General features: G+C 35.5%; 20 protein-coding genes. 8 read left to right on the top strand and 12 right to left on the bottom strand.

The window, feature by feature from the left end:
- Positions 1-72: 72 nt before the first annotated feature.
- Entirely contained in the window at positions 73-294 is a 222-nt protein-coding gene (locus tag H6F47_RS23095; RefSeq protein ID WP_190348449.1) for a hypothetical protein, read from the top strand.
- Between the two features lie 81 nt (positions 295-375).
- On the opposite strand, the gene H6F47_RS23100 is transcribed toward H6F47_RS23095, so the two are convergent.
- From H6F47_RS23100 to H6F47_RS23125, 6 genes are all read right to left on the bottom strand, one after another.
- Positions 376-1,308: an Abi family protein gene (locus H6F47_RS23100; RefSeq protein WP_190348450.1), complete on the bottom strand. Its 933-nt coding sequence runs from the start codon at positions 1,306-1,308 to the stop codon at positions 376-378.
- Positions 1,309-1,650: 342 nt separating this feature from the next.
- Complete coding sequence (locus H6F47_RS23105) at positions 1,651-1,941, bottom strand: type II toxin-antitoxin system RelE/ParE family toxin (protein WP_190348451.1); 291 nt, start codon at positions 1,939-1,941, stop codon at positions 1,651-1,653.
- A 13-nt stretch (positions 1,942-1,954) separates the two neighbouring features.
- Positions 1,955-2,221, bottom strand: a complete 267-nt coding sequence (locus H6F47_RS23110; RefSeq protein WP_096571117.1) for a type II toxin-antitoxin system ParD family antitoxin — start codon at positions 2,219-2,221, stop codon at positions 1,955-1,957.
- Positions 2,222-2,443: 222 nt separating this feature from the next.
- On the bottom strand, positions 2,444-3,418 hold the full coding sequence (locus tag H6F47_RS23115; protein WP_190348452.1) for a Bpu10I family restriction endonuclease: 975 nt from the start codon (positions 3,416-3,418) through the stop codon (positions 2,444-2,446).
- Positions 3,391-4,629, bottom strand: coding sequence for a DNA cytosine methyltransferase (locus H6F47_RS23120; protein WP_096571121.1), 1,239 nt, complete (start codon positions 4,627-4,629; stop codon positions 3,391-3,393). The genes H6F47_RS23115 and H6F47_RS23120 overlap by 28 nt, the downstream gene beginning before the upstream one ends.
- 49 nt (positions 4,630-4,678) lie before the next feature.
- Positions 4,679-4,900 carry a hypothetical protein gene (locus tag H6F47_RS23125; RefSeq protein ID WP_096571123.1) on the bottom strand — a complete coding sequence of 74 codons (222 nt, stop codon included), beginning with the start codon at positions 4,898-4,900 and terminating at the stop codon, positions 4,679-4,681.
- Between the two features lie 114 nt (positions 4,901-5,014).
- Here H6F47_RS23125 and H6F47_RS23130 point away from each other — a divergent pair, with 114 nt between their 5' ends.
- On the top strand, positions 5,015-5,287 hold the full coding sequence (locus tag H6F47_RS23130; RefSeq protein WP_190348453.1) for a hypothetical protein: 273 nt from the start codon (positions 5,015-5,017) through the stop codon (positions 5,285-5,287).
- Complete coding sequence (locus H6F47_RS23135) at positions 5,284-5,649, top strand: clan AA aspartic protease (RefSeq protein ID WP_190348454.1); 366 nt, start codon at positions 5,284-5,286, stop codon at positions 5,647-5,649. The genes H6F47_RS23130 and H6F47_RS23135 overlap by 4 nt, the downstream gene beginning before the upstream one ends.
- Before the next feature lie 80 nt (positions 5,650-5,729).
- On the opposite strand, the gene H6F47_RS23140 is transcribed toward H6F47_RS23135, so the two are convergent.
- Positions 5,730-6,482: a TspO/MBR family protein gene (locus tag H6F47_RS23140; RefSeq protein WP_190651178.1), complete on the bottom strand. Its 753-nt coding sequence runs from the start codon at positions 6,480-6,482 to the stop codon at positions 5,730-5,732.
- Positions 6,483-6,683: 201 nt separating this feature from the next.
- Between H6F47_RS23140 and H6F47_RS23145 the strand changes: the two genes are divergently transcribed.
- On the top strand, positions 6,684-7,010 hold the full coding sequence (locus H6F47_RS23145; RefSeq protein WP_096571129.1) for a DUF760 domain-containing protein: 327 nt from the start codon (positions 6,684-6,686) through the stop codon (positions 7,008-7,010).
- A gap of 51 nt (positions 7,011-7,061) precedes the next feature.
- Here the strand turns inward: H6F47_RS23145 and H6F47_RS23150 are convergent, their stop codons facing one another.
- Entirely contained in the window at positions 7,062-7,565 is a 504-nt protein-coding gene (locus H6F47_RS23150; RefSeq protein ID WP_096571131.1) for a pentapeptide repeat-containing protein, read from the bottom strand.
- 135 nt (positions 7,566-7,700) lie between these two features.
- Here H6F47_RS23150 and gcvT point away from each other — a divergent pair, with 135 nt between their 5' ends.
- The 4 genes from gcvT to gcvP all read left to right on the top strand — a co-directional run bounded on the left by gcvT (position 7,701) and on the right by gcvP (position 12,843).
- A complete protein-coding gene (gene gcvT / locus H6F47_RS23155) occupies positions 7,701-8,837 on the top strand; it encodes a glycine cleavage system aminomethyltransferase GcvT (RefSeq protein ID WP_190651180.1) in 1,137 nt (378 codons plus the stop codon).
- Positions 8,838-8,918: 81 nt separating this feature from the next.
- Entirely contained in the window at positions 8,919-9,308 is a 390-nt protein-coding gene (gene gcvH / locus H6F47_RS23160) for a glycine cleavage system protein GcvH (protein WP_096571134.1), read from the top strand.
- A gap of 124 nt (positions 9,309-9,432) precedes the next feature.
- Positions 9,433-9,762, top strand: coding sequence for a hypothetical protein (locus H6F47_RS23165; protein ID WP_190651182.1), 330 nt, complete (start codon positions 9,433-9,435; stop codon positions 9,760-9,762).
- 150 nt (positions 9,763-9,912) lie between these two features.
- Positions 9,913-12,843, top strand: coding sequence for an aminomethyl-transferring glycine dehydrogenase (gene gcvP / locus H6F47_RS23170; RefSeq protein WP_190651184.1), 2,931 nt, complete (start codon positions 9,913-9,915; stop codon positions 12,841-12,843).
- 164 nt (positions 12,844-13,007) lie between these two features.
- Here gcvP and H6F47_RS28675 read toward each other — a convergent pair whose 3' ends face one another.
- From H6F47_RS28675 to H6F47_RS23190, 4 genes are all read right to left on the bottom strand, one after another.
- Positions 13,008-13,718: a calcium-binding protein gene (locus H6F47_RS28675; RefSeq protein WP_190651186.1), complete on the bottom strand. Its 711-nt coding sequence runs from the start codon at positions 13,716-13,718 to the stop codon at positions 13,008-13,010.
- Positions 13,719-14,737: 1,019 nt separating this feature from the next.
- A complete protein-coding gene (locus H6F47_RS23180) occupies positions 14,738-15,142 on the bottom strand; it encodes a PIN domain-containing protein (RefSeq protein WP_137667490.1) in 405 nt (134 codons plus the stop codon).
- Complete coding sequence (locus H6F47_RS23185; RefSeq protein WP_137667491.1) at positions 15,139-15,381, bottom strand: hypothetical protein; 243 nt, start codon at positions 15,379-15,381, stop codon at positions 15,139-15,141. The genes H6F47_RS23180 and H6F47_RS23185 overlap by 4 nt, the downstream gene beginning before the upstream one ends.
- Positions 15,382-15,982: 601 nt before the next feature.
- A partial coding sequence (locus H6F47_RS23190; RefSeq protein WP_190651188.1) for a transposase occupies positions 15,983-16,796 on the bottom strand: 814 nt, incomplete at its 5' end.

Consider the following 16,796-nt stretch of genomic DNA (forward strand, 5'->3'; position numbering starts at 1 on the left):
AACAATGTATTTTTTCGCTAATATGTGATTTTTTAGGCTCAGTTTCCTTTCTTATTTCCGTAATTTCTCTATGTGCCAGATCAGGGTGCGGAATGTGGGATTAAAGCCCATATTGGAGATGATAAGTATCCAAGTATTGGTGGAGATTTGCAGTTAGGAATTGCAAATCAATACGGTTTTCAACCATATTTAATATGCAAACCTGAAGCTTACTTCAGTTACTTGGGTTATGAGCTATACCAAGATATAAAAACTGTTGGATATGCACGCGTTGGATTACCTGCAATGACTTAACTTAGTAGTGTTTCATTAAATTAAAATAAAAACTAATCAATCAAGTTTTAGTCTGGTTTTTTAATAAATAAACTAAACATACTAAGAAGCATAACTTCGATCTTCATATTGAATTTTCGTTGTTTTATTTTTCTGTGTGAGTAGTTGAACTTCCTCTGAAAGACTTTGATAAATCTCAGGAAAACGATCAATTTTAGAATCTTGTCTTAACCAAATTTCAAGATTAGGATCAATCCAGTTAATAACTTTATAAATATTATCATATCTTTGTTTAAGATTATCATAATTCCAAATGGGTTCATGGTGAAATACACGGTTTCTTAAATCTTTGATACCCGTTAATAGAGGTACTACAGTTGAACAGGTACGCTCATTATTCTTGGCATAAGGAAATATACTTTTAATACAAGGAATAAAAATTTTGTTGAAGTAATTATTATCTTCTCTCTTATTCTGTGTTAAAAGTGTTGTCCAGAAACCTAAGCTCAAATTTGTAATAATTTTATCTCTATTGACTGTAATTATAAAATCTTGATTCTCTCTATATTGTTTATTTGATTTTTCATTGCTAGTTTTTATTGTATCTTCTATCGCAGAAATTATTTTTTCTTCTTCATGTTTTAATAAAATTGTTGTATGATTTTTCTCGATGTTGGGTAGGATTATATTTAGATTATACTTATTTTCTATTTTATAGATAGCATTATCAAAAGAATCCGTATCACAAATAAACCAGTTTAAGTTATATTTGTTGATTAAATTGATATCTATATAATTACGTAGAGCTATTTCTAAAGTATGCAAGCTTGGATATAAAGACTCACAATATATCATGTTAATTTCATAAAGTCGTATAGCATTTTTAATATCTTGATCAGTTGTTTTCTTTGACGAGGATACACATTCAAAATATTTTCCTATTCGTGCATTTGAAAAAGCTTTTTGGAAAAAATCAAGATTATCTAGTTTCGGTTTTGGAAGGTTAGGACGAATAAGACTAGGTTGATTGATCATGATTTATAATAATATTGACAAAATAACTATGTGAAGAATATAATATGTATTGTAGATTCTATGGTGATCCCCTCCTTGCTTGTAAATTGACAGTAAGTGACGACCCTAGAGTGAAGCATACCACAAATAGATTATCATAAGTATCAAAAAAGTACCTCTACCGAGGTCTTCAGTCAGCAAGACTGACTCAATTGAAAACCTCCCTATATAGGGAGGTAGAAATTTTTAAAACTTAATAAAATTTAAGGTTAAGTTGTGCGATCGCTCTTTGTTAATGTAGGGGTAATGCGTTAGCATAGCTTACCCTAGCTATCACATAACTGACAAAAAAATATAAATGACTTATTCAAACAAATTTTGAATATCTCTTGCACCATGAATTACCCTTACAAGTTCAATTCCATCAACTACGGGACGGTAAAACAAAAGGTATTTACCAACAGGAAAACTTCTAAGTGATGGTGCTAATTCCTCACACAGTTTCCCCATTTGAGGTAATTCTGACAAAAGTATCAACTTCTCATTAATAGCATCTATAATTCTATCAGCAGCAATTTCATTATCCTGACGAATATAGAGCCAGATTTCAATGAGGTCATTTTGAGCTTCTGGGGATTGAAAAATATTTGCCATATTTTAAATACTGCTAACTAATACGTTTTGCAGCTTGTCTTTTTCTCCCTTCAGCTTTGATTTTTTCAGCATCAAAAGCTACACCTTCACCCCTATCAAGTTGATCTATTCCTATTTGTATTTCCTTCCGCAATTCTTCCATTCTCAACTTCCGTAAATCTTCCCGTTCTTTTAATAACCGTAGACCTTCACGAATGACCTCGCTTTGTGACTGATATAGTCCACTATCAACGAGTTCAGCAACAAACTGATCAAATGTAGTACCTAGATGAACATTCATAGATTCACCTTTGAATTAATTACATAGTCTTTTCTTTAGAATTGCACACCTGTCAATAATTGTCAATTTTTGTTAGTAGTGAGATAATCTAAAATAGTAAAAAGCCATTCAAATTCCTCAACCATGACAGAATTATTACAGCGTGCGATCGCTCTTTGTTAATGTAGAGGTAACTCGATCGCTCTCAGTTAGCTAATTGTGGAAGAAATACGTTAGCGTAGCTTATTCCTCAATTAACCAACCTCGCTTTATTCCATATTCAATTCCACCAGACCAGTCCATTGTTAAATGCTTCCGTACCTTATGAAATAAATGTTGTACTACAGTTGGATTAATTAGATTTTTAACATAAGTTTCTTCATACCTAAATTCTCGATCCGTGTTTTTCTGCTGACGTAATACATAAATCTGATCAACCTTGTACTTCCGAAGATTAACATCACTCGTCAACTTGATCCACTCCATTAATACAATATATAAACTATTCGGATTCCTAGCTTTTAAATCTTCTGCTGCTCTTGATGAACCTTCCAACATAGTTTTATCAAGATAAGTTTTACATTCAATAACAATAACTGGAATATCAAAAATATGAGTTTCTGTGTTACCTGTAACTGTAACATCTGAATAGTTGTCTGGTTCTTCTTTAATAATTGTCAGCATTTCACCTGAATTTTCTTCTTCTGGTGGTGTAACTGCTTCAAATGATGCTTCAATAGTTGCACCAATCACAAAATCATGATCTTTCTTTTCAATACGTGCATAGGGACGTTTCAACATTTCTGCATATTTGGGAGGAACAAAGAAAATATCTTTAAAAGTATGGGATTTTCCAATGAGCGCGTTTTCTCCAAAATCTTTTGCTAAATCTCGAAATAAATAATAGAGAAATTCCTCCAATACACTAGAGTGAAGATTGGAGCGAGAGTCAAACTTTTCAGCATAATGTTGTTGATCTAAAAAATCTTTATATGCTGATAAAAGTTCTACTCTTTGAGAAATAATTGCATTATCATTTTCATTAGGTGTTGATGTTGGTCCAACTAATTCAACATTAGCTAAATGCCATTTATCATATTCAATTCTAATTTCTTGGAGAAATTTTCTGCTTTCAGCATCTCTATATTTTTTGCGGTGATTTTCTTTTTGTTCGAGATTTGAACCATGAACTAAAGGGTTTCTATCAGTTGTGGACATAGCTCTAATTTTTCTTGAAGATGAATTGCAATTGCTTTAGCTAGAATGGGTGGTACAGCATTACCTATCTGATTGTACTGGCAAAGGAACTTTTCATTTAATCTATTTTCCCTTTGTAATAACTTATGAGATACAACTGTTTTCTTTCCTAAAAAACGATAAGTATCAGGAAAAGATTGGACACGCGCACCCTCACGAGCGGTCAAATTACGATGCTGGAAAGGATGAATAAAATTTGCATAAAAGGATGCTGCTATTGTGTATGCTGGCCTGTATGGATGTAACCGTCTGTTGTTTTGATCATAAGTTTTATTAGATAAGTCACCATTTCCACTACGACGTTTAGCACCATATTCTGTAGCAACATCTGAACTGGATTCACCCCATTTTATTTGTTTAAAACGTTCTACTAATCGCTGAGAATGTTCCATTGCTACATGATTATAAAGAATTTTACTACCTTGTCTGATCCAGTGCTGATATTGATTTTGAGATTCTGATATATAAGGTTGTTCTTCTTTACCTTCTCTCGCATTAAGTGGAGGTAAGTCTGATATTGCATCCCATAAGCTGATAGCAGGAAGTAAATTTATTTCTTCAAGGGATAATTGCCATATCTTGTTTTTTAATAAGTCTAGAGAATGGGTTGGTTGAGGACTACCTAATTTTTTACCTAGTTTGTTTCCAACAATAAAAACACGCTCTCTAACCTGTGGTACACCATATTCAGCAGAATTAAGTAACCATACTTCTACAAAATATCCAAATTCTTCAAAAGTTTGTTTAATAATATCTAGGACTTTTAAACCTTCGCTATTTTTGCGTGAGAGTAAACCTTTCACGTTCTCCATCACAAATGCTTTAGGTTGAAGAAAACTTATCCACTGAGAAAAGTTAATGAATAAACTATTTCTAGGATCATTTGGATCTTTTCGTGCTGGACCTGCAACACTAAAACCTTGACATGGAGGACCACCAATAATAATATGCGGTTTGTATAGACAAATTTCTTTAACACTACTTAAAGTATTAAAATTACGAATATCATCTTGAATTACTGTCATGTCAGGGTGGTTATAACGGAGAGTATCACACGCCCAAGCATCAATTTCAACAGAAAGGGGAATATTAAAACCTGCCATCGCAAAACCTAAACCAAATCCGCCAGCACCAGCAAATAAATCAATAGCAATAGGTTTGTCTATTTTCATAAATGTCTCATGTATTTAGCATTGAATTATAAAGCAATAAAAATTCGTTTCATTGGTATTTTTCAGTTAGATAAGTCGCATAATCTCCATTAATATTCTCATCACTAGAGATATTTGCACTTTTAGCAATGCCACGCAGTCGAGATAAATTACCTTTCTTTGATGCTGAGATAGATTCTTGTTGTATTGATTCTAATACAGTTTGTACCAATTGCCAGCGTTCGCTCATTGGTAACTGTAATACTTGTTTTTGCAATTCTTGTAATGTCATGATAAGATATCAAAAAATATTTATTTTTATTATATATCAATTTAGCTGAAGAAGAATAAAATTTATTATAAATCCAGTATAATAAATATAATCACAAAAAAAGGATGACATAAAATGCAATCCATTCTCCTCAGCAGTGAAGAAGTTGCCAAACGTGCTAAAGAATTATATGAAACTAGCATTCGTTCACAAGTTGAAACCGAAGAAAACATCGGAAAAATGGTGATTATTGATATAGAAACTGGTGAATATGCAGTTGATAAAACAGGGATAGAGTCAGCGCGTTATTTACGGAATAAAAACCGATTTGCTCGACTTTTTGGGATTCGCATTGGTTACAAAGTCGCTGCATCCTTTAGTGGAGAAATGGAGCGTGATTATCGGTGATAACTGGTATTATTAAAAATGGACGTGCAACTGTCAATGTTATATTTCGATTGCCAGATCAACCAGATTTTACTATTGAATTTGTGATTGATACAGGTTTTACAGAGTTTCTTTCTTTACCTCCAAGGGCAGTTAATCTTTTGAATTTGCCTTTTGTTTATGATATGTATGCAAATTTAGCAGATAATAGTCGTGTACTTTTACCAGTACATCAAACTACTATTATTTGGAATGGCGAGGAAAGAGAAGTTAATGTTTTAGCTACAGGAAAACTGCCATTATTAGGCACTGCTTTACTTGATGGTTATGAGTTGTCTATCCAATTTACAGAAGGTGGTTTAGTGGCAATTGAAGAGTTATAGTTAAATGGTTTTTATTAGTGCGATCGCTCTTATTTTCTATAGGCTAAAAAATAGCGATCGCCCATCCTAAATTTACCTCTCTAATCCTCCACAGATGCTAACTTTAAAGGATACAATGGTTCAGATCCATTTAATTGCCAAATCCTAAATACCAACGCAGACGCAACTGTTAACCACACACAAGAAAAAGATAAAATCATCCCCGCTAAAGGAACGGTTTGCCAATAAATTACTGTGACAACAATTGCCGATAACCAAGGTCCTAAAATCACAACTGGAACAGCAGCACCTAATCTGCGTTCTACGGTAAAAATCGTATTCCAAGTATCACCGACAGCTAAATGAATCACAAATAAAATGAAAGGTAATACCAAGAATTGATGATTTAATTCTTGCCAAATTAACACAGAAGAAATCACCCGTAAAACAGCAATCAGCATCCAAACTATAGGAAATGCTAAAGGTGGGGGAGACCATCTTGGTCTAATTACTTGATCATAAGTTGTTTGAGAACGGGTATTATCTAAAAGTGAAAAAATCCGAGAACGAATACTTAATAAAGCGAAAAATAAGGCAGTAACTACAGTGCTAACCCAACTAGGAAAGGCAGAATTACTATCAAGTAAATTGACTAAATTTTCCATTCCTAGTAATACTAGAATCATTGTTCCTATTTGCAGAATAGTCCCTAGCTTATAAACGATGACTGCTTTGATGTCTAGTTCTTTTGTGGTTGCTGATGTGTTGAGAGACTGTTTTTGATTTCCTGGTTTTACTCCCATTACTGTGTTGACAAACTTTTCCAAAATGCCGATATTACTGCTTTGATTCATGGTGAATAAATTGCGAGTATTTTTTAGTAGTGTTCATAAATTATTATATGATATAATTCACAATCAACCCTAGTTATAAATAGTTATATTTTTTTACTTCCTGCTGTAGAATAAACCCATCTTCTCATGTTCGGTTTCTTTGACAACCAATTCAGACATATCTTGATAAATTGATAATCAAGCGAGTTGAAAGTAACTGCCATGAGTAATCTTTCCCATTCTCAGCCTGAGTATTTCGCACCACAAGAAAATAATGATCAGTTTTGGCAATACATACAATCTTTAAACCCAGAAGCAGTATCCCAACTATCTAAACCTAACTCACCAGAAGTATTAGAATTGATTCAAAAATCTATTGTTGCTATGTTAGGTAATTTGCCTCATGACAGATATAATACTATGATTACCACTAGCCGAGATGAATTAGGAAAACTTTTAGGTTCAGCAATGATTGATGGGTATTTTTTACGTAATGCAGAACAAAGATTAGAAATGGAAAAGAATTTCCAATTAGTAGATTTTCAGTAAAGTAATAAGTTAAGAGTCAGTAGGGGTTTAGCAATGCTAAACCCTGACAGTTTATCTACATCCTAAAGATTCACGAGTATCTACACCAGTTTTAGAATTAACACCACTAGCTTTAACACAAAGTTTTTTCATTTCTACCCCATCTAAAACCGCATTGGTAAAGTCTGCACCAGTGACATTAACATTATCAAAAGTTGAACGCAACATCATCGCATCTGTCAATACTGCATCACTTAAATCAGCATTTTTGAACTTGGCTAAATAAGCAATACCTTGACCAAAATTTACACCATGTAAATTTACACCTTCTAACAGAGTACCGTTAAACACTCCACCCCGTAAGTCAGCATTGCTAAAGTTAGCATTCTCTAATTTAATGTTGGTAAATTCTTTACCGATTAAATTTTGTCCTGAAAAATCTTGACTTTGTACCTCATCCCCTGCGGAACGGGTAATACTGGAAGAACTTGCTGCTTGTGCGGATAAGGGAGATACAAACAACACCACAGCTAAAACTACACTAACGAGTATTTGCCAAATTTGCCCACGCTTCATAATTTTTGTTTAATAAATCTCAACAATTACACTATTAATTATTAAACCGCACTAGGGAAGATAGATCCCTGACTTCTTGAAGAAGTCGGGGATCTGGGTAAAATACCTAAAATAACTAAAACACCAAAAAAACCTGTGGCGAAACCAGAAAATAATACCCAATTTCTAGCGCAAACTCCTTTATATCACATCGGTGTTGAACTCAAAGCCCGCTTTACCAGCTTTGGTGGGTGGGAAATGCCAGTACAATATAGTGGTATTACCCAAGAACACCAAGCTGTCAGAAATGCTGCTGGAATGTTCGATATTTCCCACATGGGTAAATTTACTCTCCAAGGTCAAAACCTGATTTCCCAACTAGAAAAATTAGTCCCTTCCGATTTAAGTCGTCTACAACCCGGTCAAGCCCAATATACAGTGTTGTTAAATGAGCAAGCCGGAATCATTGATGATATCATTATTTACTACCAAGGTAGAGAAAATACAGATAGCGAAAAAGCGGTAATTATCGTTAATGCTGCCACAACAGAAAAAGACAAAACATGGTTATTACAACATTTTGACCTGGATACAATCCAATTTCAAGACCTGTCACGGGATAAAATCTTAATAGCTGTTCAAGGTCCAAAAGCTACAAATATTTTACAATCTTTTGTATCAGCCGACTTAACCCCAATTAAAGCCTTTGGGCATTTAGAAACAACCATTTTTGGTCAACCCGCTTTCCTTGCTCGTACAGGCTACACTGGGGAAGATGGCTTTGAAGTGATGGTAGACCCCGAAGTAGGGATAAAATTGTGGCAAAGCCTCTATGATGCTGGTGTCATTCCCTGTGGTCTTGGTTGTAGAGATACATTGCGTTTAGAAGCAGCAATGGCACTTTATGGACAAGATATCGACGACAACACCACACCCCTAGAAGCGGGTTTAGGGTGGTTAGTTCATTTAGATACAAAAAGCGATTTTATCGGTCGGGAGATTTTACAACAACAAAAAACCGTGGGAGTACATCGTAAACTCGTAGGTTTACAAACCCAAGGGCGAAATATTTCCCGTCATGGCTACACCGTATTATCTTCAGGTGAAGTAGTGGGAGAAGTAACAAGCGGTACTTTATCACCTACCCTTGGTTATCCCATTGCTTTAGCTTATGTTTCCAGTCAGTTAGCAACCGTTAAACAGGAGTTAGAAGTGGAAATACGCGGTAAAGCTTATCCAGCAGTCGTGGTAAAACGTCCTTTTTATCGCTCAAAAAATCGTGTTACTAACTGATAAGTTTTGAGATTTTTGAGGAATAATGTTGTTTGGGTTACTCTGGTAACACCATTTTTTTAACGTGGAAGAGGAAGTGTTATGGCTTTTGAATATCCCGATGATTTACGCTATCAAGATACTCATGAATATGTACGTTTAGATGGGGAAATAGCCACTATCGGTATTACTGAGTTTGCTATAGATCAACTGGGTGATATTGTATTTTTGGATCTGTCAGAAATTGGTGATGCGGTCTCCAAGGGAGACTCATTTGGTACAATTGAATCTGTTAAAGCTGTAGAAGACCTGAAATCACCAGTTACAGGTACAGTAGTAGAACGCAATGAAGATTTGATTAACTCTCCTGAGTCAATAGTTGATGATCCTTATGGTGATGGTTGGTTTATCAAAGTGCGTGTTAATGATCCTGGGGAAGTTGAAGATGGGATGACAGCTAGTGAGTATAGTGCTTTGGTAGAGGGTTCGTAAACTAGGTGACAAGTGACAGGTGACAGAGTTGAAATGTTCTTTGGATCTGTTTCTTGTCATCTGTTGAGATAATTAAAATAAATCACCAAATAAATCCCAAGTAAATTCCTAAAAATTTTTGCTTATGACACAGGTATCTTATCCTCGTCGTAGTCGCATCCTCTCATCAGCAACTACAAAAACTGCACAGTTATCAGACATACATCATTCTCAAGCAAAACGTCAGGAAATAGCTAAACGGTGTCGTGTTATTTTTGAACGTCTTCGAGAACAGCTAATAGTAGATCATCATAACTGGTTTATTGCCATTAACCCCGATAAGGAAGAATATTTGATTAATCCTGATCTACAAGGTTTAATACAGCAAATTCGTCAAAAATACAGCGATAACGACCTGAAACTAACTATATTTTGCCTCAATGATACGGGAAACTGCGGTAGATTATGGGTATAAGTAGGAAAACTATCTGACAACAACGCATAACGTAATTTTATTATCAATTACCAATTACCAATTACCAGCCTTAACTAAATATCCAGCAACTTGGTAATAGTCAAAGTAATCATTACAATATATTAAACCTTAACATCTGGAGCATAATTTGTGGTAGCTAATCCCCCACGTCCTCAAGTTTCAGCTAAAAACAACCAAATAAGCGAGTTTGCTAAAAGACACATCGGACCAAAAGCAGATGACGTTCAACAAATGTTGAATTTATTGGGTTTATCTAATTTAGATGATTTAATCGCTAAAACCGTACCCTCATCTATTCGCTTTAACCAAGATTTAAAATTACCAGCAGCACAAAGCGAATATGCAGCATTAGCAAAATTAAAACAAATCGCTGAAAAGAATCAAGTTTACCGTTCTTACATCGGGATGGGGTATCACGATTGTATTACCCCTGGAGTGATTCAACGCAACATCTTAGAAAATCCCGGTTGGTACACTGCTTATACCCCCTATCAACCAGAAATCGCTCAAGGACGTTTGGAAGCCTTGTTGAATTTCCAAACCATGATTATTGATTTAACTGGTTTAGAAATTGCAAACGCTTCTTTATTAGACGAAGCGACCGCAGCAGCAGAAGCAATGAGTATGAGTTATGGTATCTGCAAAAATAAATCCCATAACTTTTTTGTTTCTAGTGCGTGTCATTCCCAAACTATTGATGTATTGCAAACTCGCGCTAAACCTTTAGGCATTAATATCATTATCGGTGATCATCAAACCTTTGATTTTTCTGAAACTATCTTTGGGGCGATTCTGCAATATCCCGCAAGTGATGGTACAATTTACGACTATCGCAACTTTATAGAACAGTCCCATGCTCAGGGTGCATTGGTGACAATTGCGGCAGATCCTCTCAGTTTAACATTACTCACACCACCCGGTGAATTAGGGGCAGATATAGCAGTAGGCAGCACCCAGAGGTTAGGTATTCCTATGGGATTCGGTGGACCTCATGCAGCTTATTTTGCTACTAAGGAAGAGTATAAACGCTTAGTTCCAGGGCGCATTGTTGGTGTATCAAAAGATGTTCATGGTAAACCTGCCTATCGGTTAGCATTACAAACCCGTGAACAACATATTCGCAGAGATAAAGCTACTAGTAATATTTGCACAGCGCAGGTACTGTTGGCAGTGATGGCGGGGATGTATGGAGTGTATCATGGACCCGATGGTTTAAGGGGAATTGCCCAAAATATCCACCAATTAACAGCAACTTTAGCCGCAGGTTTGCAAAAGTTAGGTTATAAAATTGTTAGTGACAACTTCTTTGATACACTGCGGATTGAGTTAGGAAATACCAGTTTACAGGCAATTTTAGAAGCTGCGGATGCGAGAAATATCAACTTGCGAATTTTTGATAATTCTGATGTGGGAATTTCCTTAGATGAAACGACAACGGAAGCAGATGTAATTGATTTATTGCAAATTTTCGCAGGTACAGATAACTTACCTTTCAGCGAAACAGAACTTACTTCTCTTACCAATTACCAATTACCAATTACCAATTACGCATTACTTCGTGAAAGTGAATACCTAACTCATCCCATCTTCAACCGCTATCATTCAGAAACGGAATTATTACGTTATTTACATCAACTGGAAACCAAGGATTTATCATTAACAACATCAATGATTCCTTTGGGTTCTTGTACCATGAAGTTAAACGCAACTTCAGAAATGATTCCTGTAACTTGGGCAGAATTTGGTAAAATCCATCCTTTCGCGCCAATTTCCCAAACCAGAGGTTATCAAATTCTCTTTCAACAACTAGAAGCATGGTTAGCAGAAATTACAGGATTTGCGGGAATTTCTTTACAACCAAATGCAGGTTCTCAAGGTGAATATGCGGGACTTTTAGTAATTCGTGAATACCATGAAAGTCGGGGAGAAGCACACAGAAACGTTTGTTTAATTCCCCAATCTGCACATGGTACAAATCCTGCGAGTGCGGTAATGTGTGGAATGAAAGTTGTAGGAATTGCCTGTGATGATCATGGTAATATTGATGTTGCTGATTTAAAAGCGAAAGCTGAAAAACATAGTAGTGAATTAGCAGCTTTAATGGTGACATATCCATCAACTCATGGAGTATTTGAAGAAGCAATTCAAGAAATTTGTGCCATAGTTCATGAACATGGTGGACAAGTTTACATGGACGGGGCTAATATGAATGCTCAGGTGGGTATTTGTCGTCCTGGTGATATTGGTGCTGATGTTTGTCATTTGAACTTACACAAAACTTTCTGTATTCCTCATGGTGGTGGTGGTCCGGGAATGGGTCCCATTGGTGTCGCTTCCCATCTTGTACCGTTCTTACCTGGTCATTCTGTAATTAAAATACAGGAAAATAATCCAAAATCCAAAATCCAAAATCCAAAATTCTCTGGTGCGGTTTCTGCTGCACCTTGGGGAAGTGCGAGTATTTTGGTAATTTCTTGGATGTACATTGCAATGATGGGTGCAGATGGTTTAACGGAAGCAACCAAAATTGCGATTTTAAATGCTAATTACATCGCTAAGAAATTAGAATCTTTTTATCCGGTTTTATATCGCGGAAAAAATGGTTTTGTAGCACATGAATGTATTTTAGATTTACGTGCTGTGAAAAAATCAGCCAACATCGAAATTGATGATGTTGCGAAGCGGTTAATGGACTATGGTTTTCATGCACCTACTGTTTCTTGGCCTGTGGCTGGTACAATTATGGTAGAACCAACAGAAAGCGAATCTAAGGAAGAATTGGATTGTTTTTGTGAGGCGTTAATTGCGATTAGAAAAGAGATTTCTGACATTGAATCTGGTAAGATGGATCTGCAAGATAATGTGTTGAAAAATGCGCCTCACACTGCGGAAAGTTTGATTGTTGTTGAGTGGAAACATGATTATTCTCGTGAACAAGCTGCTTATCCTGCTAGTTGGAGTAAGGAATATAAGTTCTGGCCAAGTGTGGGTAGGATAGATGCTGCTTTTGGCGATCGGAATTTTGTTTGTTCTTGTTTACCGATGGAGGCTTATAGTTAGTTAATTGTAGGGTGCGTTACATTTCATTAACGCACCGTTTTCATTGTGGGATAAGGTGCGTTACTGATGGTAATGCACCCTACGGACTAACTCAAGCAAATAAAATTGTTAGAGTATGTTTTCTCTACAGAATTATTGCATTCAACCCAACCTATGAGGCGATGCTAAACAAAGTTAAAGTAATAACTGGTTAGCTGAATACTGATGTTATCTTGAACGACTCCAATTAAGTCATTTCCTTGATAGATGGCTGTATCTAAAGCAGAACCACCAGCCCAATTTTCCCGCCGTAGGCTAAGTGAAATATTCCTAATTTGAATATAGTCGTTTACCCCGCTATAGTCGGTAATAAGGGCATAACCACCACCTCTATAATAGTTGCCAGCACTTGTACCTAAGACAAAAGTGTCCCAACCAGCGCCTCCAGCTAAGGTGTCATACTCAAAACTGTTAAAAGTCAGAGATGTAGAACCGGTTAAGCGATCATCACCAGAACCACCACTTAGATCATCATTCCCTGATCCTCCTAGTAAGGTATCATTTCCCCATTCTCCATATAAATTGTCATTGCCAGTTCCTCCATTTAAATTGTCATTGCCATCCCCGCCCCATAAGGTATCATTTCCCCATTCTCCATATAAATTGTCATTGCCAGTTCCTCCATTTAAATTGTCATTGCCATCCCCACCCCGTAAGGTATCATTTCCCGACCATCCATAAAGGTAATCGTTGCCAGAGCCACCGTCAATCCAATCATTATTGGTATTACCCGATATGGTATCATTACCATCATAACCATAGGCATAAAGTCGTAGAGTTCCCGTATAGTTGTAGTAGTTTGCAAAACTTGTTCCGTAGTAATAGGTAATAGTCATTGTTTAATTCCCCTATCCTGACTTTAAAATGTGCAATTTTTTTTCAAAACTCTAATACTGTTCTTGTTTATATAAGGCACAGCTACAAATAAAAACATAAAAATGTTCTTTTGTCAATGATTAAACAATAAGTAAATATTATTCAAATAATAGATAATAGGTTATAGATAATAGATAACAGGGCGTTGCTGATGTTTGGTATGATTTGTGTTTAGTTTGTAGGGTGCGTTAATAGACATCTCCGAAAAAGATTGTAGAGACGTTCCATGGAACGTCTCTACAATGGTTTTGGAAAACGCACATTTAATTTCCGGAGATGTCTAATGAAATGTAACGCACCTTTTTGATTTTTTTATTGAAATGGTGCGTTAGCGTCAGCGTAACGCACCCTACAGAGTTTCACAATAATATAGATGATGATTAAATTGTTGGGTTTCACTGCGTTTTACCCAACCTACAGTTTGTATGGTTCGTTGGTAATTTGTAGGTTATTAGTGGGATGTTGAAATTTTCATTGTCAGAATCACGATGTCCAGGATTTGAGGATTTTCAGGATTGTTATTTGTAGGTTATTGGTGGGATATTGAAATTATCATTGTCTGAATCAGGATGTCCAGGATTTTAGGATGTACAGGATTGTTATTTGTAGGTTATTGATGGGATGCTGAAATTATCATTGTCTGAATCAGGATGTCCAGGATTTTAGGATTTTCAGGATTGTTATTTGTAGGTTATTTGTGGGATGTTGAAATTTTCATTGTCTGAATCAGGATGTCCAGGATTTGAGGATGTACAGGATTGTTATTTGTAGGTTATTTGTGGGATGTTGAAATTATCATTGTCTGAATCAGGATGTCCAGGATTTTAGGATTTTCAGGATTGTTATTTGTAGGTTATTTGTGGGATGTTGAAATTTTCATTGTCTGAATCAGGATGTCCAGGATTTGAGGATTTACAGGATTGTTATTTGTAGGTTATTTGTGGGATGTGGAAATTTTCATTGTCAGGCAAAAAACATCTTAATCAAAAATAGAAATTACTTTAATACCAACTACTTTGTGCATCGGTTTTGTTTTCTTCTCAGTAGTAATTAACTCCTCAGCACCAACAGAAAAAGCAGCAGCTACATGAAGTGCATCCATAGCAGCTAATCCATACTGAGAAGCGATTTTATAAGCCTCTTGTACAATATAAGTTAGATCATTTGCCCAGTAAATAACATCATTAAAAAACTCTTCATAAAATTGAGATTCTGCTGTTTGCTGATGATAAACTGCTTTAGGACTTACTTCTAATCTGACAAACTCACTAGCAGCAAATACCCGTTGTGAGTCTGATAGTATTTCTAATGCTTTTTCTGCAATTAAACCAGTACCATTGGTTGCACTCAGTAACACCCCTGAATCAATATAAGTTATAATCATTCTTCTGTACCTTGGATTCCACCTCTACGAACAGCTAATTCTTGTTCTATTTCATCTGCATTTAATAATGGTTTACCAGATGCAACAATTCTAGAGCGAATTTCTCGTAAACGTTCCCCTAAAGGCGGTTTTTTGACTGTGGTTTTCAATTGCATAAATTCCACAAATTTTAAAACTTCTTCTTGTTTATCCTGGGGTAATGATCGCCATTTTGTTAATAATTCTTGTTCTGAAATCATTGATTTTCACTTAACTAAATAATTTTAATATTATAGCAAATCTTACATCTAATTACAATATAATATTATAAATTATCTTATAAATTTTTACTTTACCCAAATATGATGATTAAATCGTTGGGTTTCACTGCGTTCTACCCAACCTACAGTTTGTATGGTTAGTTGGTAATTTGTAGGTTATTGGTGGGATGTTGAAATTTTCATTGTCTGAATCAGGATGTCCAGGATTTGAGGATTTTCAGGATTGTTATTGGTAAGTTATTGGTGAGATGCTGAAATTTTCATTGTCTGAATCAGGATGTCCAGGATTTGAGGATTTTCAGGATTGTTATTTGTAGGTTATTTGTGGGATGTGGAAATTTTCATTGTCTGAATCAGGATGTCCAGGACACCCTTCGGGAAGTCAAAAGTCAAAAGTCAAAAGTCAAAAAAATCATTTATTTTCAGAAGGATTTACAGGATGTTGTTGTTTTATTTTCTATGAGAATTAAAGACTTTGGGATGATTGATAAGATAAATTATCTGTTAAATTATGAAATTATCTGCTGTTACTTCTTGACTGTTAGTGTAACTGTATTTTATCATCAATACCTTAGCCAAATTACGAGGGTGAAACGGTTGTAGAAGTATTGTGAATACGACCAAGAGAGGTAAGCTTGGCAAAAATCTGGGATAATAAAATAGGGTCTGGTGGTTCTGGAAGCATTTTTAAAATTTCACGAACATATCGAAAACCACGGTAGTAAGCCTTTAAATCAACAATACCAGAACCAGGATTATCTTGACGGAACTGAGCTAAAAGATAATGGGATAAGTTGACCATGAAAAAAGAAAGATTAGCCGCATTAGTCACTGTAATTTGACTCCGATTCATAAAATCCTCTAATCCCCAAAATTGCTTGGCATCACGAAAATTAAACTCGATTTGAAACCGCAGTTTGTAGTAGTCAATTATCTTCTCATAGGACAAATCTAGGTCACTAGAAAATAGAATCACATGACTACGAGCATTCGTCTTGATATTGGTTTTCACCAAGATAACTACATTTAGAGGTTGGGCAAATTCTTTGTGCAGTAAAGTAGATTGATAAATATCAGTTTTGATATCTTCTTCAATACTACTTTGACGCAAATATACCCCAGGAATATTACGCCAGTCTAGCTTATCTCCGTATTTACGACGAGAACGATGATTGGGGTCAGGATGTTGGTAAGGTATATATAATGCTGTATCATGGCGCAATTTGGAAATTATGTGCAAGTTAACCTGCCGCGCCATCTGCAAGGAATTATTGTTTCCAAAATGACCATCTAATACTAAGTAAGTAATGGGAATCAAATTAGCCATTAACTTGAATAGCTCATTAATCATCTTCTTAATTCTTAGTAATTCAGATGTGAAAACCACCTCTTTT

Source organism: Sphaerospermopsis sp. FACHB-1094 (assembly GCF_014696195.1).
Classification (GTDB): domain Bacteria; phylum Cyanobacteriota; class Cyanobacteriia; order Cyanobacteriales; family Nostocaceae; genus Sphaerospermopsis; species Sphaerospermopsis kisseleviana.

Coding starts and splice junctions, on each gene's coding strand:
- H6F47_RS23100 (WP_190348450.1), bottom strand. CDS start 1,308: ATGATCAATCAACCTAGTCTTATTCGTCCTAACCTTCCAAAACCGAAA.
- H6F47_RS23105 (WP_190348451.1), bottom strand. CDS start 1,941: ATGGCAAATATTTTTCAATCCCCAGAAGCTCAAAATGACCTCATTGAA.
- H6F47_RS23110 (WP_096571117.1), bottom strand. CDS start 2,221: ATGAATGTTCATCTAGGTACTACATTTGATCAGTTTGTTGCTGAACTC.
- H6F47_RS23115 (WP_190348452.1), bottom strand. CDS start 3,418: ATGTCCACAACTGATAGAAACCCTTTAGTTCATGGTTCAAATCTCGAA.
- H6F47_RS23120 (WP_096571121.1), bottom strand. CDS start 4,629: ATGAAAATAGACAAACCTATTGCTATTGATTTATTTGCTGGTGCTGGC.
- H6F47_RS23125 (WP_096571123.1), bottom strand. CDS start 4,900: ATGACATTACAAGAATTGCAAAAACAAGTATTACAGTTACCAATGAGC.
- H6F47_RS23130 (WP_190348453.1), top strand. CDS start 5,015: ATGCAATCCATTCTCCTCAGCAGTGAAGAAGTTGCCAAACGTGCTAAA.
- H6F47_RS23140 (WP_190651178.1), bottom strand. CDS start 6,482: ATGAATCAAAGCAGTAATATCGGCATTTTGGAAAAGTTTGTCAACACA.
- H6F47_RS23145 (WP_096571129.1), top strand. CDS start 6,684: ATGAGTAATCTTTCCCATTCTCAGCCTGAGTATTTCGCACCACAAGAA.
- H6F47_RS23150 (WP_096571131.1), bottom strand. CDS start 7,565: ATGAAGCGTGGGCAAATTTGGCAAATACTCGTTAGTGTAGTTTTAGCT.
- gcvH (WP_096571134.1), top strand. CDS start 8,919: ATGGCTTTTGAATATCCCGATGATTTACGCTATCAAGATACTCATGAA.
- H6F47_RS23165 (WP_190651182.1), top strand. CDS start 9,433: ATGACACAGGTATCTTATCCTCGTCGTAGTCGCATCCTCTCATCAGCA.
- H6F47_RS28675 (WP_190651186.1), bottom strand. CDS start 13,718: ATGACTATTACCTATTACTACGGAACAAGTTTTGCAAACTACTACAAC.
- H6F47_RS23180 (WP_137667490.1), bottom strand. CDS start 15,142: ATGATTATAACTTATATTGATTCAGGGGTGTTACTGAGTGCAACCAAT.
- H6F47_RS23185 (WP_137667491.1), bottom strand. CDS start 15,381: ATGATTTCAGAACAAGAATTATTAACAAAATGGCGATCATTACCCCAG.